The organism is Pseudomonas congelans, assembly GCF_900103225.1.
In the GTDB taxonomy this organism is placed as follows: domain Bacteria; phylum Pseudomonadota; class Gammaproteobacteria; order Pseudomonadales; family Pseudomonadaceae; genus Aquipseudomonas; species Aquipseudomonas congelans.
On the sequence record NZ_FNJH01000001.1, the window covers coordinates 1100305 to 1123422 of the forward strand.

The following is a 23118-nucleotide window of genomic DNA, read 5'->3' on the forward strand; positions in this document are numbered from 1 at the left end:
CGCCGGACTGTCCCCGTATTCCACGACAGACATCTCGCGGCCTCAGGCGTTAAATGCATGCTACGAAAGGGATTTGTGGTGCTGTAAGAAACCTCGCGACAATGTTCCTGATCGTCCGGATTCTTGCCCCGTTGCCTCCTTTCTCAAGACACCACTGTTCCGGAATCTTCGAGAGCTTTATGTCTATTGGCAAACCTGCTGGCCACGTCCTGTCTTCGATGTTTCTGGTTTCATTGCTGAGTGGCTGCACGCTAGGCCCGGACTACCAGTTGCCTGCGGTGGAGGTCGCCCGCCAGTGGCATGCGCCGCTGCCTCATGGCGCGTCGACGGTCGGGCTGGAGGATTGGTGGCAACAGTTCAATGACCCGGCACTGGCAACCCTGCTGCGTCTGGCACAGGCAGACAGCCCGTCCCTCGACAAGGCCCTGGCGCGCATTGCCCAGGCACGCGCGACGCTGGACGGCAGCTTTGCCGACAGGCTGCCGCAAGTGAGCGGCGGCGTGAGCAAGTCACGCGCCGGCATCACTCAGAGCGGATTAAAACAGAGCGGTACGACCTCCGGCGCAACCCTCGATGCGTCCTGGGAACTGGACCTGTTCGGCAAACTGCGACGCACCGACGAGGCTTCGCGCAATCTGCTCGAAGCACGTGTCAATGACTGGCATGACGCTCGCGTATCGCTGGCCGCCGAAGTCGGCGATGACTTTGTGCAATACCGCGGCTGCCAGATGCTGGTGAACGCTTACCGTGATCAGGCGCAATCCCAGGAGCAGACCGCACGTCTGACTCGCGTGTCGTTTCAGGCCGGGTTTACCGCAGCCTCCGATTCATCGTTGAGCGATGCCAGTGCGGCGGCCAGCAATGCGACGCTGATCAAACAACAAAGCGAGTGCGACGTGCTGCTCAAAAGCCTGGTGGCCCTGACCGGCAGCGACGAGGAAAAGGTGCGCGAAGTGCTTGGCCATACCCCCGCGCGACTGCCGCAGCCCGCGTTGCTGGATGTACGGGAAATACCCGCCGACCTCGTGCGCCAGCGCCCGGACCTGGCATCCAGCGAGCGCGAACTGGCCGCCGCGAATGCGCAGATCGGCGCGGCCCAGGCTGATCGTCTGCCCAGCCTGAGTCTGGTCGGCGCGTTCGAGGTGGGGACCACCACCGGAATCTTCAGCCGCAACTGGAGCCTTGGCCCGCAACTGACTGTTCCGCTGTTCGACGCAGGCAAGCGCCGGGCGGCAGTGGACTCGGCGCGGGCGGAGTACGACACGGCGCTGGCGACCTATCGGCAGACCTTGCGCACCGCGGTCATGGAGGTCGAGCAGTCACTGGTACGTCTGGACGCGGCACGGCGCTCGCAAGCCAGTACGCAGCGGGCCAGCGACGGTTATGAAGCGTCGTTCGAGGCCACAGACCGCAACTGGCAGGCCGGCAATGCCAGCCTGCTGGACCGCGAAGTGGCACGGCGCTCGGCGCTCTCGGCGCAAATCGAATTGATCACCGTGCAGCAAAATCAGGTGCGCTACTGGATTGCCCTGTACAAGGCCCTGGGCGGTGGATGGCAGGGCAGTCGCGACGGTTTGGCCGGTGAGACACCGAAGCGGGGCGGCGTATGAGGAAGATACGTGTTTATGGTCTGCTGACGCTGGCTGCCTTGGGTATCTCGGGATGGCTGTTGTTTGGCCGTGCAGAACCGACCCCGGCCGCCGTTGCAGCGCCGGCCACCAGCCTGACGGTCGAGGCGGTTCAACCACGTCGCGAAGACTGGCCGCAGGAAAGGGTGGCCAGCGGTGCGCTCGCGCCGTGGCAGGAAGCCGTGATCAGTGCCGAGACGGGAAGCTTGCGTATCGCCAGCCTGAAGGCTGATATCGGCGATCAGGTGAAGAAGGGCCAGGTCTTGGCGACGCTGGCCGATGACAGCGTGCTGGCCGAGGAAAACAAGCAGAAGTCGGCAGCCGCCCAAGCCACAGCGCAATTGCAGGAAGCCCGTTCCAATGCGCGACGTGCGGCATTGGTCGGACAAAGCGGGGCGCTGTCCGAGCAGCAACTGGAAGATTACCGGGTCAAGGTGCAGACCGCCGAAGCCAACCTGGCCTCGGCCAACGCCGATCTGCGCAGCATCCGGATCAAGCTCGCGCAGACGCGCATCGTCGCGGTGGATGACGGGATCATTTCCGGGCGCAAGGCCTTGCTTGGCGATGTGGTGTCGGCGGGCAGCGAAATGTTCAGGATGATCCGGGATGGCCGCATCGAGTGGCAGGCGGAACTGGATGCACAACAGTTACCGGGCGTTAAGGCCGGCCAACTGGCCCGCGTGATGTTGCCGGGCGGCATCGAGGTCGAAGGACGCGTGCGGCTGGTCTCGCCGATGCTCGACGGCAAGACCAGCAGGGCGCTGGTCTATGTCTCCCTGCCGGTGGGGTCGATGGCGCGCGCCGGCATGTACGCCAGCGGCCGCATCGAGCTGCCGTCCAGCCCGGCGCTGACGGTTCCGGACACCAGCGTGATTCTGCGCGATGGCCGCTCTTATGTGTTTGTACTGGGCAAGGACATGCGCGTCAGCCAGCAGGTGGTAGAGGTCGGACGGCGTCGTGGATCGGCGCTGGAAATCCTCGGCGGCCTGGCAGAGCAGACACAGATCGTCCGTAGCGGCGGGGCCTTTCTCAATGACGGGGCCAGCGTGACACTGGTCAACGCCGAGGCCCGCACGCAATGAATATCTCCGCGTTGTCGATCCGTTACCCGGTTCCGGCGGTCATGCTGTTTTTAATGCTGACGCTGTTTGGCGTCCTCGGATTCGAGCGTCTCGGTATTCAGGACTTTCCCGACACCGATCTGCCCGCAGTGGTCATCAGTGCCTCGCTGGAAGGCGCCGCCCCCGAGCAACTGGAAACCGAAGTCGCGCGCAAGCTCGAAGACAAGCTGACCTCGCTGCGCCTGCTCAAGCATGTCACCACGCAAATTGCCGAAGGCAGCGTGATCATCAATGTGATCTTCGACATCGACAAGGATGGCAACGAAGCCCTCAACGAAGTGCGCAATGCGGTGGACAGCGCTGCCGCCGAGTTGCCAGCCAGCCTCGACACGCCTTCGGTAACGCGTCTGACCACCAATACCACGCCGTTGCTGACCTATGTGGTCGATGCGCCACGCATGGATGAAGAGGCGTTGTCATGGTTTGTCGACAATGAGTTGAGCAAACAGCTTCTGACCGTGCGTGGTGTCGCCAAGATCAGCCGCGTGGGCGGTGTGGAGCGCGAAGTCCAGGTTGACCTTGATCCCACGCTGATGGCCGGTCTGGGTCTGAGCGTGACGGACATCGCGGATCGTTTGCGGGCAATGCAAAAAGACAACTCCGGGGGCCAGGGCGATCTGGGCAGCGGTCAACAGGCACTGCGTGTCCTCGGCGGCATTGACGATCCGGCGGCACTGGGCGCTATACGCATTCCCGTCAGCGATGGACGGATGCTCGCCGTGCAGCAGTTGGCCACCGTGCGTGATACCCATGCCGAGCGCACCACTCTGGCCTACCGCGACGGCAAACCGGTGATTGGTTTTCAGGTCATCCGCTCCCTGGGCTTTTCCGACGTCGGCGTGACCAGGGATTTGCGTCAGGCCGTCAGTGAGTTCGCCAGGCAACACCCTGATGTGCATATAGAAGAGGCGAGTAATGCCGTCGAGCCGGTGATGGAAAACTATCGCGGTTCCATGGCGCTGCTCTACGAAGGCATGTTGCTGGCGGTACTGGTGGTCTGGTGGTTCCTGCGTGACTGGCGGGCGACCTTGATCGTGGCCACGGCACTGCCTTTGTCGATCATCCCGACCTTTGGTGTGATGTATTTTGCCGGCTTTAGCCTCAATACCGTTTCGCTGCTGGCGCTGGCGCTGGTGATCGGCATTCTGGTCGACGATGCAATTGTTGAGGTCGAAAATATTGCGCGACACCTGCGCATGGGTAAAACCCCGCGGCAGGCGGCAATCGAAGCGTCCGACGAGATTGGCCTCGCGGTATTGGCGACCACCGTGACCCTGGTCGCGGTGTTCCTGCCGACCGCTTTCATGGGCGGGGTTTCCGGCAAACTGTTTCGCCAATTCGGCGTGACTGCCAGCGCTGCATTGATGTTTTCGCTGCTGGTCGCACGTCTTCTGACGCCGATGATGGCGGCACATTTTCTCAAGGCACGGCCGCACGGCGGGCATGACAGCGGTTTGATGAGACGTTACCTGGGCTGGATTCACACCAGCCTGAGCCGTCGCAAGACCACCATGGCCATTGTGGGGGCTTTGTTTATTGGCTCGCTGGCGCTGATCCCGTTGCTGCCGACCAGCTTTCTGCCTGCTCAGGATATTGCCAGCAGCACCGTCAGCCTGGAATTGCCGCCCGGCAGCAGTCTGGCCCAGACTGGTGAGATTGCCCTGCAGGCTGAAAAGCGTTTACGCGCGATTCCTGAAGTGGCCCACGTCTTCATCGCGGCAGGCAGCGGCGATGCGGGCGGCGCAGGTGATCGCGACGCGAAACTGACCGTCGATCTGCTGCCGCGTGACCAACGCACACTGAAACAGTCGCAGGTGGAAGCGAGCATGCGTGAAAGCCTGCGCAGTTTGCCTGGGGTGCGGGTAACTGTCGGTGGTGATGCCAGCGGAGAACGTTTGGACATCGTCCTCGCCAGCGATGATGGTGATCTGCTGGAGCGTACCGCCGCCGCTCTTGAACCGCAGTTGCGCCAGATAAAAGGCATCGGCAATGTCACCTCAAGTGCTGCGGTGCAACGGCCGGAGATCCAGATGCGCCCGGATGTTTTCCGGGCGGCAGAGCAGGGCATCAGTAGCCAGGACATCGCTGACGCCTTGCGCATGGCCACCTATGGCGAATATAGCTCCTCCCTGGGCAAGATCAATCTGTCCCAGCGCCAGGTCAATGTGCGGGTGCGCATGCAGCCGCAAGTACGCACCGACCTGCAAAGCCTCGCTCAGTTACGGGTCACCGGGCGTGATGGCCAGATCGCGCTGGCGTCACTGGGAGAACTCAGCATGGGCAGCGGCCCTGCGCAGATTGATCGTATCGATCGTTTGCGCAATATCACCCTGTCCATCGAACTCAATGGCAGCAATCTGGGCGAAGTGATGGAGCAGGCCAGGCAGTTGCCCGTGATGCAGAACCTGCCAGCACAAGTAAAACTGGTGGAGCAGGGCGAGTTGCAACTGATGAGCGAGTTGTTTGGCAACTTCAGCCTGGCAATGGCCGTCGGCGTGTTCTGTATATACGCGGTGCTGGTGCTGCTGTTCCATGACTTCATGCAGCCGCTGACAATCCTTTCGGCGCTGCCGCTATCGCTCGGCGGCGCACTGCTGGCACTGTTGATCGGCGGGATGAGTTTTTCCATGGCCTCGGTCATCGGTTTGCTGATGCTGATGGGTATCGTGACCAAGAACTCGATCCTGCTGGTGGAGTACGCAATCATGGCTCGCCGTGCACCGACCGTGAGCCGCTATGAAGCGTTGATCGACGCTTGTCACAAACGCGCCCGACCGATCCTGATGACCACCATCGCAATGGGTGCCGGCATGTTGCCGACCGCACTGGGATGGGGTGGCGAATCAGGTTTCCGCCAGCCAATGGCGGTGGTTGTCATCGGCGGACTATTGGCCTCTACTGTACTAAGCCTGTTGGTGGTGCCCGTTATCTTTACTTATGTGGATGATGGCCATGAGACACTTAAAAAGTGGTTTCGCCTGCCTCGATAAACAGTGTAATGCTGCGTCGGAGCAGGCTCCCTGACAGGGATAAGTACCAGAGATTATTTTGCATTCCGACATATTCCCTCCTGGGGTTCCACTGAGTGCACGCAGCGCGCCAGTGCCCCCTTTTAATCCAGTCGCCAACTTTTTAGTCAGTAACGTCCCCGCGCCTATTCATAAAATCCGGCCCATGCCGATAAAGACAGAGAGCGCGAAAAGTTGGAGTGCAGTGAACAGCACTTTCCCCCTTCGCGGCCTGTAAAACTCAAGGTCTAGCGGCAGATACCTACTACGCCACGGTTAGTTTGTTATTAGAAGCAGGTGCTGCTCTGGCACAGAAATTGGATGACCCTTTCTGCAGTCCGACGAACCGCTTAGAGCAAAAGTGCGCCAAATCCACGCGTCACTACTTGCCTCAAGTGCAGTAGGGCTTCCGGACAAAAGTGATCCCTTACTTAACGATGATGGATAATCAATGAACCTGATAAATCGCACCAGTTTCGCTAAAAAACTCATGGCCGCGTTCATCGTTTGCGCCATGATCACGTTGGCTGTGGGTGGTTTGGGCATGCTCGGTATCAACCGGCTTTCCGATGCCCTCGAACTGACGTTCTCGAATAATCTGGTTTCCGTGGCCAACACCAACGAGACGATGACCGCCCTGACCACTCATAACCGCGGGCTTTACCGTTTGCTCGATGCCAGGGACAAGGCCACGGCGGAGAAAATGCGCCAAAGCATCAATGGTGAGCTGGAGCGTGCGCAGAAAGTCTATGCCATCTACCGTGCCACTCCGCTGGAGGACGACGAACGCGCAGCGGGTGACCAGTACGACACTTTGATGCCAGCTTACATATCAGCCTCCCAGAACATCTTTGATCTGCAGCAGGCCGGCAAACTGGAAGAAGCGCGCAATCGTCTCAACGCACTGGCGGACGGAGAGTTCAACAAGGCTCGCGGCCATCTACAGGTCATGATCGACTCCAACAAACGTCAGATCAAAGAGGGTGCAGAGGCCGCTGGCAGATTGCAGAGCACCTCGGTATTCATGCTGACCGCGGGTATTGTCATCGCGTTTGTGGTGGCGATAATGTTGGGTGTTCTGATCACTCGCATGATTACCGGACCGCTGAGAAGCGCTATCGAAGTGGCACAACGTATTGCATCGGGTGATTTGACTCAGAGCGTCTCCAGCACCCGAGGCGATGAAGCAGGGCACCTGCTCAATGCGATCGGCACGATGCAGGGCAATTTGAAACGGACGATTCAGGAGATTTCCAGCGCGTCCGATCAGCTCGCGTCCGCTGCCGAAGAGCTTGGCGCGGTCACTGAAGAAAGCACCCGCGGTCTTACTCGGCAAAATGACGAGATTCAACAGGCGGCAACGGCAGTGAACGAAATGACCGCGGCTGTTGAAGAGGTAGCCCGCAATGCTGTGTCTACGTCGGAAGAGTCGAAATCACTGGCAACCGACGCCGCTAACGGTCGGGGCCAGGTGGATAACACCGTCAAGGGCATCGGCACGATGGTCAGCGAGATCACCGAGTCGACGGGGTCGGTCACAACGCTCGCCGGCCATGTCCGGGATATCAGCAAAGTGCTTGAGGTCATCCGCAGCATCGCGGAACAGACCAACCTGCTCGCTCTGAACGCTGCCATCGAGGCTGCACGCGCCGGTGAGCAAGGCAGAGGGTTTGCCGTGGTAGCCGACGAAGTGCGCGCCCTTGCGCATCGCACCCAGGCTTCAACGGTGGAAATCGAAGGCATGATCGGCACCGTGCAGTCCGGTGCCGACGGTGCGGTAGCGGCCATGAGCAAAAGCCTGGCGACGGCCACCAACACCCAGGAACTTGCCCTGCGCGCAGGCAGCGCACTGGAAAAAATCACCAGCGGCGTAGGAATGATCAACGAGCGCAACATGGTGATTGCCTCGGCGTCCGAAGAGCAGGCCCAGGTGGCACGCGAAGTGGATCGCAACCTGGTCAATATTCAGGAACTGAGCGCACAGTCGGCAGCAGGCGCCAACCAGACGAGCGCGTCCAGTCAGGAACTGTCACGGCTGGCGACTTCGTTCAACACCATGGTTGCGCAGTTCAAGCTGTAACGTCACGTGTGCAGGTGTATTTCCGGTCCGTTCGTCTGGACCGCTTTGAACGGGAATACACACTTCTTTTCCTTGTTCTTCTCTTGTTTACGGGTCGACCTCGCAGGTTTGCGGGGCGGCTCGCTTGAGGCTGATTTGAGTCTGGCTTCGGCGTTAAGACAAGACAATGGTCAGATTTGAAATATCTTGAAACATTCGTGTCATATCACGAGTCAATGGAATAACCCTCTTCAAGGTTTTCCGATGAAAACGCCTCGCCCCGACACACGTCTCAAATCCCTCATCAACCTGCGCAATTTAAAGATGGCGCGGTCTGCGCACGCATTCGTTCGAGGCAATACCGCCCAGTTCTATGAGTGGCTTCACAGTCAATCGGGCAGACGTCTGCCCAGCGGTCCGCCGGTCTGGATCTGTGGGGATTGTCACGCCGGCAACCTGGGGCCCACGGGGGATTCGAGAGGGCGCATCGACATGCATATCCGCGACCTCGATCAAGCCGTCATCGGCAATCCCGCACACGACCTGGTGAGGCTGGGGTTGTCGTTGGCGACGGCTGCTCGTGGTTCGGATCTGCCTGGAGTGACCACGGCAAGAATGCTGGAAGAGATGATGCAGGGCTACGAAGAGGCTTTCATGGGCGACGACGATGAGGAGCCCGATCGTCCTGCGCAAGTGAAAGCCGGCATGCGTAGCGCGGTACAACGCACCTGGAAGCACCTTGCCAAGGAGCGTTTCGAAGGTACGCAACCGACCATTCCGCTTGGCAAGCATTTCTGGCAACTGTCACGTGCGGAACGCGATGCAATCAAGGAGCTTTGTGAGACGCCGGAGATTCATGCGCTGGTGACATCGCTCAAAGGCAGATCCCAGGATGACCGTGTGCGCTTACTCGACTCCGCCTATTGGGTAAAAGGATGCAGCTCTCTGGGGCTGCTTCGTTACGCAGTGCTGATGGGTGTTGGCGATGAAGAGGATGAAGAGTTCTGCCTGCTCGACGTCAAGGAAGCCGTCGCAGCAGCGGCCCCGCGGACGGCGAGGGCTCGCATGCCCAGAGACAATGGAAAACGGGTAGTGGAGGGCGCCCGCAACCTGTCGCCCGGCCTGGGTAGCCGAATGGTTGCCGTGCGGATGCTGGATCATTCGTTCTTCATACGTGAGCTGCTTCCTCAGGACATGAAGCTGGAACTTGATGAGCTCACTGAGCAAGAGGCCATGCAGGCCGCAGCGTATCTCGCAAAAGTGGTCGGTAACGCCCACGCCAGACAGATGGACCTGGCCACACGTGCGGCGTGGATCAGGGATCTGCAAGCCAATCGGTCCGATACCCTGGACGCCCCCTCCTGGTTATGGTCGAGCGTCGTTCAACTGGTCGGGAGTCACGAGCAAGGCTATCTTGAGCATTGTCGGCGTTACGCGCTTTAGCACCTTATGAATGCCGAAATGAGCGGAACAGATTAGTGGCTTATGTTGGCCGTTCCTGGCGTACATGATTCAGCTAATCAAATTCCGCTTAACTCTTCGGGGAAGCATAAGGCGATGAGCGCCAGACACTTATCGGTTGTGGCGCAGAATGGAGAAGTTCAGCGCCGCTGCTACCGAGAGCCAGACCAGGTAAGGGAACAGGATTAGCCCTGTGATGATGTCCAGTTGCAAGGCCATTACGATCATCGCGGCAACCACGATCCACAGCAGAACCAGAATCACCATCGCAGCAACCAGCCGGTTCGCGCCAAAAAACACCGGCGTCCACAACGTATTCAGCGCAATTTGAGCCGCCCACAGGGCCAGCACGATCTCGCTGCCGGGGATCAGCGTCAGGCGATAGCCTGCCCAGGCGAGAAGCAGATAAATCGTCGTCCATGCCACCGGAAAAGCCCAGTCGGGCGGGGTGAAGCTCGGTTTTTCAAGAGATTCGTACCATGCTCCCGGCTTGAAAATGATGCCGGTTGCTCCGGCGGCGCAGCAGGCTAGAAGGAAAATGAAGAAGGTCATGGGGTGTCCTGGGTCGAGGGCTTATGGGGCTGATCGGTGGTAGCGATACCCAGGTTGGACGCATTTGCGTTGAAAAGATCCGTTTTTTTGATGTGAGGGGCAGGGCGCAGGGGTGCAATTTCCCAGCGTTGAATGACGAATGATGTTGCGCTGATCACAGCGATTGTCGTCGTTCGAACTGTGCGCGTAAAAGCTTGGCGCTCAAATCCTCCCAATGCTCGACAAACGCTATGCGGGCTGTTTCGAAGTCGCGACTGCGAAGGCAGGCTATCAAGTGCTCATGGTCCTTGACGATCTGCTTGGGGTCCTCATAACAGGGCTGTTGCAGTACCAGCAGCAGCTCAATCTCGCTCTCCAGCATCGCGTAGCTGCGCTGCAGGCGTGCGCTGCCACTGGCGCGGATGATCGCCCGATGGAAGTCACCATCAGCAGTCACAATGTCTGAGCGTGGGGTATCGGGTGCGGTATTGCGCAGTCTTTCTACGGCGTCCAGCGCATCAGTCGGGACCGTGCCATTGAGGATAATCATGCGCACCGCTTCAGTCTCCAGCACGCCACGCAGCCGGGCAATGTCGACGATGTCGTCCGGGCCGAACTCGGGTATGCAGAATCCGCGATTAGGCACTTTCAGCAACAAGCCGAATGACACCAGCAGCTGTGCCGCACTGCGGAACGTGTTGCGCGCCACTTCGTACTCCTCAGCCATCTTGACGTCGCGCAGGAATTCGCCTGGCTCGAAGTCACCGTTCAGGATCCTGGCCTTGAGCTTCGCAGCCAGTGCTTCGACCGCCGAGAGCCTGACCGGGGATGTTTCAATGTTCGCGCTGGAAAAAATCATGTTGACCACGAGGGTTGGGACTCGGTAGAGCGCGTGATTCTAGTACGCATGGGTGGGCGCGCACCAGAGACGCAGCGGGAATTCTTTTGAGTTGTACAACAATAATATTTTCAACGGCTATCTGAATTATTTTTACACTCTATTAAGTCTATGATTATTGTGAATTTTTCAAAAAGTCCTGCCTGTCAATTAGCTTTTCAACCGAAATATCTGCTTCCAATAAAAATAATTGTAGCACAATATCTCCGCATCGATGTCGTGCCATGCATGGCTTGCCACGTCCAGGAGTCCAGCGATGCAAGTGATTGGGAAAGATGGGTTCAGCGAAAGCCTTGTCGCTTTACAAGGCGATTTGGCGGCGCCTTTCACGCCAGTGTCGCTGGAGGAAGGGCGGCGTATCGTGCTGGAGCAATTTGGTATCAGCGCGCAGTTGACACGATTCGCCACGGAAAAAGACGATACGTTTCGCTGCGATTGTTCAAGCGGTCAGTCCTATGTGCTGAAGATCGCCAACCCGCAGGAGTCGCCCATTGAGCTCTCGCTGCAAATCGAAGTCATGCAGCACATCGGGCGCAGGGCACCCCAGTTGCCGATTCCCAGGGTCTACCCCGCGCTGGACGGCGGGCACCTGACCACAGTCATAACCGAAAGCGGTGAGTCAAGGCAGGTGAGGCTTCTGAGCTTTCTGCCAGGTACGCCATTGGATAAAACCACCCTCAACGCCCAGGGGCGCGAGCAGATCGGCCAATTGCTTGCCCACCTCAGGCTGGCCACTGCCGACTTTGCCCACCCGGCAGAGTCCCGCAAGGTGTGCTGGGATGTGCAGCACCTGCGGATACTTGAGCCCCTGCTCAACGGCGTCGTCGAGCCCGCGCGCCGGCACTCGCTGGAGCGGGCGCTTGAGCGCTTTGGCGAGGTGGAGGGTTTGATCGCCGGGTGCCGACAACAAGTACTGCATAACGACTTCAATACTTCGAACATCGTCATCGATGCGCATCGCCCGCAGTGTGTCGGGGCGATCATCGATTTCGGCGACACGGTCAAGACCGCCATTGCCATCGATGTGTCCACGGCCATGATGAACCAGTTGCTCGCGGCGCACCCCGGTCAAGACCTCGATATTTTTGCCCCCGCCAAGGACCTGCTCAAAGGGTACCTGCAAGTTGCCGACCTCACGCCTGAGGAACTGGCCCTTATCCCGCACCTGGCCATGGCGCGGCTGGTTGCCAGAGCGTTGATTACCACTTGGCGCTCGCAGCTTTTCCCACAGAACAGTGCCTACATCCTGAGGAACGCCGCGCCGGGATGGGGGCAGTTGGACTGGATGCTTAGCCGGTCACCGTCACAGATGTCAGCGCTTTTGATGCGCTTCGCCCACTGATTCATCCACTGCTTAGGGGGTTTTAAATGAGCAACTCAAACATCCAGGCTGTCCGTGGTGACATGCCAAACGGCTTCAACCCTGCCAACGTCGATCGCCTCGACCCTGCTGCACGTGAACATATTCAGCGTCGGATCGATTTGCTGGGGCCTGCCTATCGGTTGTTCTATAACGAGCCGGTGGGTGTCGTGCGTGGCAAAGGGGCTTATCTGTACGATAAGGACGGCAACGAGTACCTGGATGCCTATAACAACGTGGTGTCGGTGGGGCATTGCCATCCGCGCGTTATCGCCGCGATCACTGAACAGATGAATAAACTGTGCAGCCACACTCGTTACATGCAGGACGGCATTCTTGACTACGCCGAACAGCTGCGCGCTACGGCCGACGGAGAGATGGGCGCCGAGGGGCACTTGATGTTCACGTGCAGTGGTTCGGAAGCCAACGATCTTGCCATTCGCATTGCACGGCATCACACCGGCAATACGGGAGTCATCGTCACCGCCGAGGCCTACCACGGCAATTCGGCGACCGTGGCAGCCTTTTCGCCTTCGCTGGGCATCAATGCCAAGCTCGACCCGTTCGTGCGCCGGGTGCCTGCTCCGGACTCCTATCGCATTCCACGTGAAGCACTGGGTCGCTACATGGCCGACCAGGTTGCGGCGCAGATCCGCGATATCCAACGCCATGGCGGCGGCGTCGCAGCATTCATTGCCGACTGCCTGTTCTCGTCGGATGGCGTTTTCTGTGATCCGGTCGACGTATTCGGACCGATCGCCGAGGTGGTGCGCAAGGCAGGAGGCCTGTTCATCGCCGATGAGGTCCAGTCGGGGTTTGGTCGCAGCGGCACACATTTCTGGGGGCATCAACGCCACGCGGTGGAGCCGGACATCATCACCATGGGCAAACCCATGGGTAACGGCTACCCGGTGGCAGGGTTGATGGTGCGTCCGGAGGTGGTCGCAAGCTTCGGCCGCGACATGCGCTATTTCAATACCTTTGGCGGCAACAGTGTTGCGATTGCAGCCGCTCAGGCGACGCTGGATGTGATTACCGAAGAGCAGCTGATGGCCAACGCCAACCGTGTGGGCAGCCTGATCATGGCGGGCCTCAAGGACCTGGCTGCGCGGTATGAGCACATTGGCGACGTACGAGGCACCGGCATGTACTTCGCCGTCGAGCTGGTTAAGGACAGGGCCAGCAAAACGCCCGACATGCAGACCGCTCTGCGCCTGGTCAACCATCTGCGGGAAAAACGGGTGCTCATTTCCGCCACCGGACCCGATGCGAGCATTCTGAAAATTCGTCCGCCATTGATCTGGACAGCCAGGGAGGCGGGTCGGCTGCTTGACGCCTTGGAAAGCGCCTTTGACGAGTTGTAAAGCCCACCCGGGCGCCTCGATAAAGTCTGCCGAGGCGTGCCTTTTAAACGGTGGTTTGTACCGAGTAGCCCTGCATTTAACCGCTTATTTACGGCCTCATGATGGTGTAATAACCCCATGAGGGCCAGATGCTCGGCACACCACAGCGGTTTGTGCCGTAATGATCTCATCACTGATTAAGGACCGCATTCATGAGCGTTCTTCGCCCCAAATACATTACCTTCGACTGCTACGGCACATTGACCAACTTCAAAACCGCAGCCCTGACGCGCGATCTGTTTGCCGATCGAGTACCAGCAGAGCGGATGGAACAATTCATCAAGGACTACGCAGCCTATCGCCTGGACCAGGTCATGGGCGACTGGCTGCCTTATGACCAGATTCTCAAGATAGCCCTGGCGCGCACGTGCAAGCGTTGGGGTATCGAATACCGCGACGAAGGCCAGGTGTATTACGACGCTGTGCCAACCTGGGGGCCACATCCTGATGTGCCGGCGGGTTTGGCGAAAATCGCTGGCAAGATTCCCCTGGTGATTTTTTCCAACGCCATGGACGAACAGATCATGTCCAACGTCGACAAGCTCGGCGCCCCCTTTCACAAGGTCTTCACCGCCCAGCAGGCCCAGGCCTACAAGCCACGTCTGGCGGCGTTCGAATTCATGCTCGATAACCTGGGCTGCGGGCCGGAGGATGTGCTGCACGTTTCTTCGAGCTTTCGCTATGACCTGATGTCGGCCCACGACATGAAGATCAAGCACAAGGCCTTCGTGGCCCGGGGCCATGAACAGCCGGCCAATGCTGCCTTCGGCTACCACCAGATCGCGGACATCGGCGGGCTGGCCGGGCTGGTCGGGCTCTAGCAACACGTCATTCTTCTGAACTCATGTGGATAAACAGAATATGCCAGCACCTTTAACTCCCGTGCATACCTCTGCAGATCTGCCGGCGGAGGTCGATGTGGTTGTGATCGGCGGCGGTATCATCGGCGCGTTTACAGCCTATTACCTTGCCAAGCGCGGCATGAAGGTCGCGCTGGTCGAAAAGGGCCGTATAGGCGCCGAGCAGTCAAGCCGTAACTGGGGCTGGTGCCGTCAGCAGAATCGCGATGCGCGTGAATTACCGATGGCCACCAAAAGCCTGGAACTGTGGGAGCAATTCGCCGCGCAATCCGGCGAACAGACCGGTTTTACGCGGTGCGGCTTACTCTACCTGAGCAACAACGAGCAGGAGCTGGAAGGATGGGCGCGCTGGGGCGAGTTTGCGCGGACCGTCAACGTGCAGACCCACATGCTCAATGCCGAGCAGGCCGCCGAACGGGGCAGGGCGACTGGCAAACCTTGGAAGGGTGGGGTGTTTGCGCCCACCGATGGCATTGCCGACCCTTCCCGCGCAGCCCCCGCAGTCGCGCGCGCGATCATGGCCCTGGGCAGTAGCGTGCATCAGGATTGCGCCGTGCGGGGCGTCGAGACCGAAGGCGGTCGATTATCGGCAGTGGTCACCGAAAAAGGCACCATCCGTACTCGGCTCGCAGTGCTTGCCGCAGGCGCCTGGGCGTCCTCATTCTGCCGCCAGTATGGTATTCGCTTCCCGCAAGCGACGATTCGTCAGACCGTACTTTCGGTTAGCGCCCCGAGCCAGGAAATTCCAAGCGCACTGCATACCACCGGCGCGTCCATGACCCGCCGCTTTGATGGCAGTTACACGCTGGCCATCAGTGGCCGGGGTCGAGTCGATATCACTCCGCAGTTGCTGAGGTTCTCTACACAATTCTTGCCAATGTTTCAGCGCCGCTGGCGCAACCTTGCCCCTGGGGGGCTGGAAGGCTGGCACGCAGGCCACGAAAGCTTGAAGCGCTGGCGCCTGGACCAGCCCACACCGATGGAGAGAATGCGCATTCTCGACCCAAGCGCTGACGCCTCCGCAGTTGCGCTGACGTACAAGCGCGCGGTGGAATTGGTGCCGGCACTGCAGGGTACGTCAATCCAGGCGTCCTGGGCCGGTTACGTGGACAGCACGCCGGACGGCGTTCCCGGTATCGGCGAAATGGCCAGCCTGCCGGGGTTGGTGATTGCGGCCGGGTTCAGCGGGCATGGTTTTGGCATTGGTCCGGGCGCGGGCCACCTTATCGCCGATATTGTCAGTGGTGTGAGCCCCATTGTTGATCCGCGTCCTTATCACCCGGACCGTTTTCAAACGTCCGCCTGGGGCAAGGTGGCGGATTTTTGAGCTGAGGCCGTTTTTGTTGGAAAAGTCTTTAGAGCGCGCCTTCGCGCTTCAATTGTCAGTTCGAACCAGCACCTGCGCGAAATGAACAACCCATCGACGGCGCTCTTTTTATTGCAGGCTGAATTCTGCTCTCTGGCCAGTAAACCTTCAGCGACAGTCTGTCGCTGAAGGCGCATTTCATACGCAACAGCGGTTTTCCAGAGCTGTCGCGACCATGCCCACTCTAACCTCGTTTATACTCACTCGGATTTTTCGTGCAGAACCCGAGACTGCGCCTGCCATTGCTGGACTAACTGGATATGGGTTGCAGCCGTGGCAAGGCAAAACGTCAGCGCCGGTAGTCTGAGGCGACAACCTGGGAGACTTTCAATGACTCGACGCGCTTGCTTGGCCGCTCTATTGACACTGACGGCATCAACTGCCTTTGGCGCCCCCAATTACGATCATCTCTATGCTTTCGGTGACAGCTACTCTGATGCTGGTGCGGGTGAAGCCTTCACCAGAACATTGGTCGCGCAAAAGGTCAAAGATGCACAGGAGCTACCCGGTGCGCTGTATTGGAAGGGGCGCTGGAGCAATGGCCCCACCGCCGTCGAGAACCTGGCTCACGCCTTGAAAATCCCTTTGACCGACTACGCGATCGGCGGCGCCAAGAGCGGCAACGGCAACTACTATGCCTGGATGGAGCCATCTCGCGACACTGGGGTTTTCGGCCAAATCGCCGATCATCTGAAAGCCGCTGAAACACACAAAGCGGATCCGAATGCGCTCTATTTTATTTTCGTCTCAGCCAACGACTTTTTTGAATGGGCCGACTTCTCGCACCCGGAATCGATTGATGTGCTAAGCCAGAACAGCGTGGCGAACATACAGAAGACCACCGAGGCGCTGATTGCAGCAGGCGCGAAGCACGTGATGGTCGTGGGGACTACGGATGTGAGTCGTGTGCCGGCTGTGGTGCAGGGCAATCAAGTCGAGAATGCAAAAGAGTACCAGCAGATACTCGAACAAAAACTGCCAGCCGTGCTGACAACACTGGCTAAAGCCCATCAGGTCAGTGTTAGTTACTTTGACCACCTGGCCTTCAGCAACAAGCTTCGCGCGGCACCCGATGTTGCAGGGTTGAAGGATCTGGATACCCCGTGCCAACCCACCTATCCGGACGTCAAGCCCGCATGTGAAAATCCAGATACCCATTACTACTGGGATGAATGGCACCCGACCCGCAAAGTTCACATGCTTGCCGCCGAGGCGATGCTTGAAACGCTAAAAGCCAGCCGGTGAGGTTCTTTATCAGGTCATAGTCGGTAAGCACGCTCAGGGCTCATTTGGGAGGCCACATCTACGAAACACTGCTGGGGCTTTATTGGTAACGGGGCAGGGGGAACCGCAATGCACCGCCCGTGTATAGAGCATAAGGACGTTGATGTTGGCGGATGTCGCGGATGTACGCGTCCGTTTCAGCAAACATTTGGCATGGGTACCTGACAGTTTTGTGAGTGCATGCGTAGCCCTTCCGCCAAGGCATTGAATACCACCTGGCAGCGAGCGCTGTTACGGAGGTCTTCATGCATAGCGACCCATGTGTCCATATGCACCGAAAATGCTGATGGAAGCACCCTGATCAACGCTGAATCGCGGGCTGCAACTGTTGACTGGCACACGCCAATTCCGAAACCGGCTCGCATGACTGCCAATTGCGCAAGTTCACTGTCGGCACGAAACGCCAGGCCCGGGCGCGCAAATGTCGGGAACTGTTTCAGGAATCCACGAATAAAGGCGGTCTCTCGGTCGAAGCCAATAAGGGTATGGCTGGCCAGGTCTTCAAGAGAATCGGGACTGCCGTGAGTAGCCAGATAACTGCGATGAGCATAGAGCCCGACCTCTATACCACCCACCTGTCTTGCGATTAGCGCATTTTGCGTCGGCCTGTACATCCGGATAGCGATGTCTGCGTCCCGACGCAGCAGGTCATCAACCTGGTTAGAGAGAATCATCTCCACAACGAGCTCAGGGTGTTGATTGCGCAATGCCGACAGAATCGGCGGCAATACTTCAACGCCGATCACTTCGCTGACGGTCAGACGCACCGTCCCACCGATATGGGTGCTGCCTTCACTTGCCTTGCGCAACAATGCCGCCGACATTGCCGCCAGATTGACGGCGTAAGGCGCGATTTCATAAGCAGCGCTGGTGGGACTAAATCCATCTGATGAACGGGTAAAAAGTTTAAGGGCCAAAGCAGATTCAAGGCCGTCAATGTGACGTCCAGCTGTGGGTTGACTGATGCCTATGGCACGCCCCGCAGCCGACAAGGAGCCGGTTTCCAGCACGGCAAGAAAAGTTCGATACCATTCCCAGCTCGGCTCATGTTGAATCACAATGCTATCCATTTTTGTATGGTGAGCATGCAAGCTTATACGATTATATTTACAGGCGTATCGTACAGAATAGACCGCTCAATCCTTGGAGAGCGTTCATGTCCAATTTAGCGCCATCAGCACCGCATACCGTTATGTGGCAACGTGTAGAGGGGGGACTTCTATTTACCAGCTGTCTTCTACTTTTTTTGCGAACTGGCTATGACTTTTCATGGTGGGAGGTGGTGGCAATTTTTCTCATGCCCGACTTGAGCATTCTGGGCTATGCATTAGGGCCCAAGGTTGGAGCTTATTGTTATAACGCCCTTCATTTGTATGCGTCTGGTGCCGTTTTGCTTGCGGCTGGGGCGATATGGCAGATCCCTGATCTCGCCGCGGTAGGTGCCCTATGGCTCGCTCACTCAGGCTTTGACCGCATGCTTGGCTACGGTCTGAAGCTGCCACAAGGTTTCACTTTCACCCACTTGGGTGTGATCGGCCGTTGAGAGAGCTCGCAGCGCTTACGTGGCTTGCTCTTTTTTAAACGTCGGGAGGCAGTTGCTTGCCTGGCTCGATAAGAATCCAAGCCATTCAGGAGCTTTCTTGACATGGCCAGCCATGAACTACGGGCTAAGCCACTGCACATCGCAGGTGGCAGTACTTTCCCAATATCCAGACCTTGATTCGCTGCAGTGAGTGACAGATCAGCGGCTGGATCTATTTCGCTTTTTCAGTCTCGCGCATGAACTGTGCGAGCTCCGTGCTATAGAACTTCGCCATGCTCGTGGTGCCGTGACCACGGGTGTCGTTGCTGGCGGGGATAAGTAATAGCCGTGCGTGCTTGAGCTCTTTCATCGACGCCTCCATCAGGCCTGTTTCCGGAGGGTTGCGCTCATCGTCCGCCGAAATGATGACCAGCACCGGCGCTTGAATTTTTTTCAGGCCGGGGGCTGCGTTGAAGTCGGCGGAAGATTGCCATTGATAGATAAAGTCATTGGCGTCACCGGTTTGTGCAGCGCTGAGACGTTCATCCACCAGCTTGTCGGCCTGGGCGCGGGTCGGGGCAGCCGCCTGATACGCCAGGGTGCCGCCACTGGTAGCGACGCTGAACATCGCGTTTGCCAAGCGCAGGGAGGGTGGTTGCGTGCTGTAGTTACCGTTGTTCCAGGCCGGGTCTTGCTTGATCGACTCCACCAGCAAGCGGCGCATCATCCAGTTGCGGGATGACATTTCGGTGGGTTGGGACGCCATGGGCACCAGTGCGTCCATCATCTGCGGCCAGGTCTGACCCCACATCCAGGTTTGCATGCCGCCCATGGAGTTGCCGATGATCAGCCTCAGGTGCTTGATACCCAGACCTTCGGTAACCAGCCGATACTGGGCTTGAACCATGTCGTCGTAGTTGTACGCCGGAAACCGGGTGCGCAAGCCGTCCGATGGTTTGCTGGACTGGCCCACGCCGATGCCATCGGTGGAAATGATGTAATACTTGCTGGCATCCAGCGGTTGACCGGGGCCGAACAACTCCCCGCCAAAATCCTTGCTCAGCATATCGCTGCCTGGCCGGTAGGTGCCGTGCAGGAAGAGGATGGCGGGGTTCTTGGGATTGCCAAGGGTGATGTAGTGCAGTTTGAGGTTGGCGAGTTTCTCACCGGTATGGAAGGTGAACTGCGGTGCAACCCAGTCGCCCTCGGTCGCTGCGGGTGACGGCGCGGCACTGACGGCAGAGCCGAGTAAAGCCAGAGAAAACAACAGCCCGATCGCGGGATGTGAAATGAGTCTACGCATGGGTTATGTCCTGTTGTTTTTGTTTTAGGAGGTCCTGCGCTCCAAGCCTGCAGGAGTGATCACTTGGCTAATCCTCAGGGCGAGGCAACCAGAGCGCAACGTCGCCGGGTGTCGATACGGGGATCTTCGTTCCCGTCCTGTTTTGTATTTGTGTCAGGGCGTAATGGGGATTGGAGGGATAATCCTCTAACGATCAGATAGTGTTAAGTTAATTTTTATATACCATTATTTAACATCGTGCGCGGCTGTGTCGCTGTTTGTAATGGAGACAGCGGACCATCAAGTCCGACACCGGCTGCACGCTTTCGGAAAACTTCGCCAAGCTATGCAGAAGGTATTATTCACTGCGGCCACTGGCCTCGGCCCAACCGCATGATCAAGAGGGGCATGGGATCAGTCCTGATTCCTCATAGCTCGCTATCAGGTCATCGAATTGGTGAATGTCCGCGCGCGTTCGTGCAATAAGTTGCGCACCGGCAACAGCCGTATAGATAGCCCGGGACCGTCGCTCGCGGGATTGCGCATCCCCCCAACCAGCGTCTTCCAACACTTGGATCAACCACGCCACGTTTATGTCTGCAAATGCCCTGACTTCAGCCGCAACCTCTTCAGGCAGATCTTCGTATTCGGCTGCCATGAAGCTGGAAAGGCAAAGTCGGTTAGCATTCTCAAGTGACGTCCTGAAGATTGAAGGAAACAGCTGCAAGCATTTCCATGGATCAGAATTAGTCGTCCGGATTTGCGCCAGCGCAGTCGATGTGTCTTCCCAGTAGCGGCGGGCAACCGCAGAGCCCAAGGCCGCTTTGCTAGGGAAGTGGTAATAGATACTCGCATTCTTGATGCCGACTTCATCAGCGATGCTTCTGAAATTGATCCCACTATAGCCATGCAGCTGCGCAGCGGATTTTGCCGCTGCCAGGATGGCTTCTCGCGCATTTTCGCTCACCTTACAACCTCTCTCTGGTTTCTCACCTGTGGGCATAGGCCCATCCTACTCCCGTAGGCTCTACCTGCCAATTGACAGGTAGAGTGTTGACAAGGAGGATTCCTAGGCGCAGCATCTACCTACCAATTGACAGGCAGGTAACTGAATATGACTATCGCATCTCAACAAACTGGCGTTTCATCCATCCCTCAGATGAAAATCTACGACTGGTTCGACGGTCCCTATCCGGCGCGGGTACGCATCGCACTTGCCGAAAAAGAGCTGCTCCCCAAGATTGATTTTGTGTCAGTCAATCTTTGGACAGGCGAACATAAAGAACCTGAATTTCTGGCGATCAACTACTCCGGGACTCTTCCTGTACTCGAACTCCAGGACGGGACACTGATTGCAGAGTGCACAGCGATTACGCAGTATCTGGATACTCTGGATGGCAATCCTTCACTCACCGGACAAACGCCGTTGGAGAAGGGTCTTATCCACATGATGACCAAGCGCGCCGAGATCGAGTTTCTTGATGCAGTGAGCGTTTACTTCCACCACGCCACACCTGGTTTGGGGCCGAAGGTCGAGCTTTATCAAAACGCTGAGTGGGGCGCGAAAATGGGCGAGAAGGCCATACGCGGTATGCGCTATTTCGACAACCTTCTAAAATCCCGGCCGTTCATAGCTGGCGATACATTTTCCATGGCCGATATTGCGGTCTTGGGAGGGATGATCTTCGCATCACTGGTGAAGCTTGCGGTGCCAGAGGAATGCGTCGTTCTCAAAGCCTGGCACGCGAAAATGCAGGAGCGCCCAAGCGTCCAGACTTGGCGCGCGCTAGTAGAGCAGGGGGCACCGAAGAGCTAACGAGTCAGGGATAGTGCATCCACCAGAGCGCTCATAGTGGATGTCACTCATTCTATTCAGGAGCCATGGCGATCATGGAACTGTGCTTGCGTCATCAAACGCCGCGACAAAAGAACCGCGGCGATCATCCACGTTCTTGCTCAATGAAATTGCATCAGACTGCACAGATCGCGATGCTGGGCGATTCGTTGAAGTGCGATAAAGATGGGCCTAGGGTATTAGGGATGCTGGGTTTGATTAGGATAGGCCGGGCAGGGGGGCCGATGCGGGATCTCGTTCAATTTGCCCAGCTGGTCACTGCTCTCGGCTCAATCACGATATGGGGTTACTCTTAGGGCCGGGTAGTAAGGCGGAGCCCACCTGCCATCAACGTCTCGCTCAAGCGGGGCTTTTGGGCCTACAGTCTTGAGTGTCGCTCACTGCAAGGAATACAAATGAACACGTTGCCTTCAACCTCTCTGCCAAAGCACGTCAGCCTGTTGGGTTATGGCGGTCTTTTGCCGTTTATTTCTCTGGCGCTGCTGATCCCGTTCTCTAGCGACTATCGGCCGCTGCTTGCGATTGCGCTTGTTAACTATGGAGCCGTCATCCTGAGCTTCGTCGGCGCCTTGCACTGGGGCTTCGCCATGACCGCGCAAGACATGAAAACCGAGCAGCGCAGCGGCCGGTTCATCTGGAGTGTGATTCCTGCACTTATTGCCTGGATTGCCACGTTACTGCCAATGCCATTGGGTTGCTTGCTGTTGGTCATCGGCTTTGTTGCCCACCTCTGGCAGGACAGGCAGCTCTCGCGGGTTATCAGCTTGCCCGCCTGGTACCTTCCGATGCGATTACGGCTTACCGTCGTGGCTAGCGTCTGCTTGCTGCTTACTGCGGTAGTTGAGGTGCTTCATTTATGAAGCCTCTCAAAATCAGAGAGCTGTAGTGGTCTAATGATTCCAGTCCAGCCTGGCATTACGCGAGGTCAAGACCAGTAGCCGTATTGCGATACCCACATCGAGCAAGGAGTGATTTTCAGGCGCTCGATCACCTTTTCAGCATGCGGTTATGTAAGTTTTTTTTCGAAGTAAACGCGATTGAATCCATCCTCCGTGCGCTCTGCCACTTTCACATAACCAAGCTTGGGATATATCGAGAGATTGTCTGCCATCTTTGCATTGGTATACAGATGAACGGCGTTCATACCACGCTGTCGTGCGGCATTTTCACAAAAGCTAATCAGCGCCTTTCCGACCCCACGTCCGGCAGCGCTCGGGAGGACTGCCACGTTTTCCAATAAGAAATACCCATCCTTGTCATAGAACACAATAAAGCCCTGAAACCGGGTCTGGTCGTCTGTCGCGACATAGACTACCCCTGTGGCTATCTGCGTGATGAAATCGGCGATCATCGGCGCTGGCTTGCGCCCGATCACCGGCACATAGCGAGCGTAGGCTTGTTCAGCGCAATTTTTAATATCGGACTCGTCACTTGCTTCGGCTATCCGGATCATATCGCTTTCCTTAAGGAGTTCTATCTG

Annotated in this window: 19 protein-coding genes and 1 pseudogene; 14 read left to right on the forward strand and 6 right to left on the reverse strand. The window is 57.8% G+C overall.

The features are described 5' to 3' along the window. Window positions 1-179 precede the first annotated feature (179 nt). The 6 genes and pseudogenes from BLR20_RS04255 (at window position 180) to BLR20_RS04280 (ending at window position 9259) form a co-directional block, all read left to right on the forward strand. Window positions 180-1610 (forward strand): efflux transporter outer membrane subunit, encoded by a 1431-nt coding sequence (locus BLR20_RS04255; protein WP_054994105.1) that lies wholly within the window; start codon window positions 180-182, stop codon window positions 1608-1610. After that, window positions 1607-2710, forward strand: coding sequence for an efflux RND transporter periplasmic adaptor subunit (locus BLR20_RS04260; protein WP_054994106.1), 1104 nt, complete (start codon window positions 1607-1609; stop codon window positions 2708-2710). The genes BLR20_RS04255 and BLR20_RS04260 overlap by 4 nt, the downstream gene beginning before the upstream one ends. Then, window positions 2707-5739, forward strand: coding sequence for an efflux RND transporter permease subunit (locus tag BLR20_RS04265; RefSeq protein WP_054994107.1), 3033 nt, complete (start codon window positions 2707-2709; stop codon window positions 5737-5739). Before BLR20_RS04260 ends, BLR20_RS04265 begins: the two co-directional genes overlap by 4 nt. A 469-nt stretch (window positions 5740-6208) precedes the next feature. Then, window positions 6209-6979, forward strand: a pseudogene (locus tag BLR20_RS28355) (MCP four helix bundle domain-containing protein); the annotation flags it as partial. Continuing rightward, the gene (locus tag BLR20_RS28360; protein WP_412778637.1) at window positions 6974-7837 is read left to right on the forward strand and encodes a methyl-accepting chemotaxis protein; all 864 of its coding nucleotides are present in this window, start codon (window positions 6974-6976) and stop codon (window positions 7835-7837) included. The pseudogene BLR20_RS28355 and the gene BLR20_RS28360, both read left to right, overlap by 6 nt. Window positions 7838-8080: 243 nt before the next feature. Beyond that, the gene (locus BLR20_RS04280; RefSeq protein ID WP_010434742.1) at window positions 8081-9259 is read left to right on the forward strand and encodes a DUF2252 domain-containing protein; all 1179 of its coding nucleotides are present in this window, start codon (window positions 8081-8083) and stop codon (window positions 9257-9259) included. A gap of 129 nt (window positions 9260-9388) precedes the next feature. Here BLR20_RS04280 and tspO read toward each other — a convergent pair whose 3' ends face one another. Both tspO and BLR20_RS04290 read right to left on the reverse strand, forming a co-directional pair. Further along, a complete protein-coding gene (tspO, locus tag BLR20_RS04285; RefSeq protein ID WP_003315034.1) occupies window positions 9389-9829 on the reverse strand; it encodes a tryptophan-rich sensory protein TspO in 441 nt (146 codons plus the stop codon). A 154-nt stretch (window positions 9830-9983) separates the two neighbouring features. After that, complete coding sequence (locus BLR20_RS04290) at window positions 9984-10667, reverse strand: GntR family transcriptional regulator (RefSeq protein ID WP_054994209.1); 684 nt, start codon at window positions 10665-10667, stop codon at window positions 9984-9986. A 295-nt stretch (window positions 10668-10962) separates the two neighbouring features. Between BLR20_RS04290 and BLR20_RS04295 the strand changes: the two genes are divergently transcribed. The 5 genes from BLR20_RS04295 (at window position 10963) to BLR20_RS04315 (ending at window position 16940) form a co-directional block, all read left to right on the forward strand. Continuing rightward, complete coding sequence (locus tag BLR20_RS04295) at window positions 10963-12048, forward strand: phosphotransferase (protein ID WP_054994109.1); 1086 nt, start codon at window positions 10963-10965, stop codon at window positions 12046-12048. A 26-nt stretch (window positions 12049-12074) separates the two neighbouring features. Next, entirely contained in the window at window positions 12075-13430 is a 1356-nt protein-coding gene (locus BLR20_RS04300; RefSeq protein WP_010434736.1) for an aspartate aminotransferase family protein, read from the forward strand. Window positions 13431-13621: 191 nt separating this feature from the next. After that, a complete protein-coding gene (locus BLR20_RS04305; RefSeq protein WP_010434735.1) occupies window positions 13622-14290 on the forward strand; it encodes a haloacid dehalogenase type II in 669 nt (222 codons plus the stop codon). A gap of 40 nt (window positions 14291-14330) precedes the next feature. Continuing rightward, complete coding sequence (locus BLR20_RS04310; protein ID WP_054994110.1) at window positions 14331-15656, forward strand: NAD(P)/FAD-dependent oxidoreductase; 1326 nt, start codon at window positions 14331-14333, stop codon at window positions 15654-15656. 369 nt (window positions 15657-16025) lie between these two features. Next, entirely contained in the window at window positions 16026-16940 is a 915-nt protein-coding gene (locus BLR20_RS04315; protein WP_054994111.1) for an SGNH/GDSL hydrolase family protein, read from the forward strand. A 176-nt stretch (window positions 16941-17116) separates the two neighbouring features. On the opposite strand, the gene BLR20_RS04320 is transcribed toward BLR20_RS04315, so the two are convergent. Continuing rightward, complete coding sequence (locus BLR20_RS04320) at window positions 17117-18037, reverse strand: LysR family transcriptional regulator (RefSeq protein WP_235810018.1); 921 nt, start codon at window positions 18035-18037, stop codon at window positions 17117-17119. Window positions 18038-18135: 98 nt separating this feature from the next. On the opposite strand from BLR20_RS04320, the gene BLR20_RS04325 reads away from it, so the two are divergent. Further along, on the forward strand, window positions 18136-18522 hold the full coding sequence (locus BLR20_RS04325) for a DUF4260 domain-containing protein (RefSeq protein ID WP_054994113.1): 387 nt from the start codon (window positions 18136-18138) through the stop codon (window positions 18520-18522). Between the two features lie 211 nt (window positions 18523-18733). Here BLR20_RS04325 and BLR20_RS04330 read toward each other — a convergent pair whose 3' ends face one another. Both BLR20_RS04330 and BLR20_RS04335 read right to left on the reverse strand, forming a co-directional pair. Continuing rightward, the gene (locus BLR20_RS04330; protein ID WP_054994114.1) at window positions 18734-19804 is read right to left on the reverse strand and encodes an alpha/beta fold hydrolase; all 1071 of its coding nucleotides are present in this window, start codon (window positions 19802-19804) and stop codon (window positions 18734-18736) included. 376 nt (window positions 19805-20180) lie between these two features. Continuing rightward, a complete protein-coding gene (locus BLR20_RS04335; RefSeq protein ID WP_054994210.1) occupies window positions 20181-20750 on the reverse strand; it encodes a TetR/AcrR family transcriptional regulator in 570 nt (189 codons plus the stop codon). A gap of 192 nt (window positions 20751-20942) precedes the next feature. On the opposite strand from BLR20_RS04335, the gene BLR20_RS04340 reads away from it, so the two are divergent. After that, complete coding sequence (locus tag BLR20_RS04340) at window positions 20943-21599, forward strand: glutathione S-transferase (RefSeq protein ID WP_143009979.1); 657 nt, start codon at window positions 20943-20945, stop codon at window positions 21597-21599. Between the two features lie 434 nt (window positions 21600-22033). Further along, window positions 22034-22498 (forward strand): DUF3429 domain-containing protein, encoded by a 465-nt coding sequence (locus BLR20_RS04350; protein WP_054994117.1) that lies wholly within the window; start codon window positions 22034-22036, stop codon window positions 22496-22498. A 146-nt stretch (window positions 22499-22644) separates the two neighbouring features. On the opposite strand, the gene BLR20_RS04355 is transcribed toward BLR20_RS04350, so the two are convergent. After that, on the reverse strand, window positions 22645-23091 hold the full coding sequence (locus BLR20_RS04355) for a GNAT family N-acetyltransferase (protein ID WP_054994118.1): 447 nt from the start codon (window positions 23089-23091) through the stop codon (window positions 22645-22647). Window positions 23092-23118: the final 27 nt, after the last annotated feature.

What these genes read in the sequence shown, in the direction of transcription:
- BLR20_RS04355 (WP_054994118.1), bottom strand. Translation starts at nt 23,091, where the DNA reads ATGATCCGGATAGCCGAAGCAAGTGACGAGTCCGATATTAAAAATTGC.
- BLR20_RS04340 (WP_143009979.1), top strand. Translation starts at nt 20,943, where the DNA reads ATGAAAATCTACGACTGGTTCGACGGTCCCTATCCGGCGCGGGTACGC.
- BLR20_RS28360 (WP_412778637.1), top strand. Translation starts at nt 6,974, where the DNA reads ATGCAGGGCAATTTGAAACGGACGATTCAGGAGATTTCCAGCGCGTCC.
- BLR20_RS04300 (WP_010434736.1), top strand. Translation starts at nt 12,075, where the DNA reads ATGAGCAACTCAAACATCCAGGCTGTCCGTGGTGACATGCCAAACGGC.
- BLR20_RS04315 (WP_054994111.1), top strand. Translation starts at nt 16,026, where the DNA reads ATGACTCGACGCGCTTGCTTGGCCGCTCTATTGACACTGACGGCATCA.
- BLR20_RS04295 (WP_054994109.1), top strand. Translation starts at nt 10,963, where the DNA reads ATGCAAGTGATTGGGAAAGATGGGTTCAGCGAAAGCCTTGTCGCTTTA.
- BLR20_RS04290 (WP_054994209.1), bottom strand. Translation starts at nt 10,667, where the DNA reads ATGATTTTTTCCAGCGCGAACATTGAAACATCCCCGGTCAGGCTCTCG.
- BLR20_RS04350 (WP_054994117.1), top strand. Translation starts at nt 22,034, where the DNA reads ATGAACACGTTGCCTTCAACCTCTCTGCCAAAGCACGTCAGCCTGTTG.
- tspO (WP_003315034.1), bottom strand. Translation starts at nt 9,829, where the DNA reads ATGACCTTCTTCATTTTCCTTCTAGCCTGCTGCGCCGCCGGAGCAACC.
- BLR20_RS04310 (WP_054994110.1), top strand. Translation starts at nt 14,331, where the DNA reads ATGCCAGCACCTTTAACTCCCGTGCATACCTCTGCAGATCTGCCGGCG.
- BLR20_RS04265 (WP_054994107.1), top strand. Translation starts at nt 2,707, where the DNA reads ATGAATATCTCCGCGTTGTCGATCCGTTACCCGGTTCCGGCGGTCATG.
- BLR20_RS04330 (WP_054994114.1), bottom strand. Translation starts at nt 19,804, where the DNA reads ATGCGTAGACTCATTTCACATCCCGCGATCGGGCTGTTGTTTTCTCTG.
- BLR20_RS04325 (WP_054994113.1), top strand. Translation starts at nt 18,136, where the DNA reads ATGTCCAATTTAGCGCCATCAGCACCGCATACCGTTATGTGGCAACGT.
- BLR20_RS04255 (WP_054994105.1), top strand. Translation starts at nt 180, where the DNA reads ATGTCTATTGGCAAACCTGCTGGCCACGTCCTGTCTTCGATGTTTCTG.
- BLR20_RS04305 (WP_010434735.1), top strand. Translation starts at nt 13,622, where the DNA reads ATGAGCGTTCTTCGCCCCAAATACATTACCTTCGACTGCTACGGCACA.
- BLR20_RS04260 (WP_054994106.1), top strand. Translation starts at nt 1,607, where the DNA reads ATGAGGAAGATACGTGTTTATGGTCTGCTGACGCTGGCTGCCTTGGGT.
- BLR20_RS04280 (WP_010434742.1), top strand. Translation starts at nt 8,081, where the DNA reads ATGAAAACGCCTCGCCCCGACACACGTCTCAAATCCCTCATCAACCTG.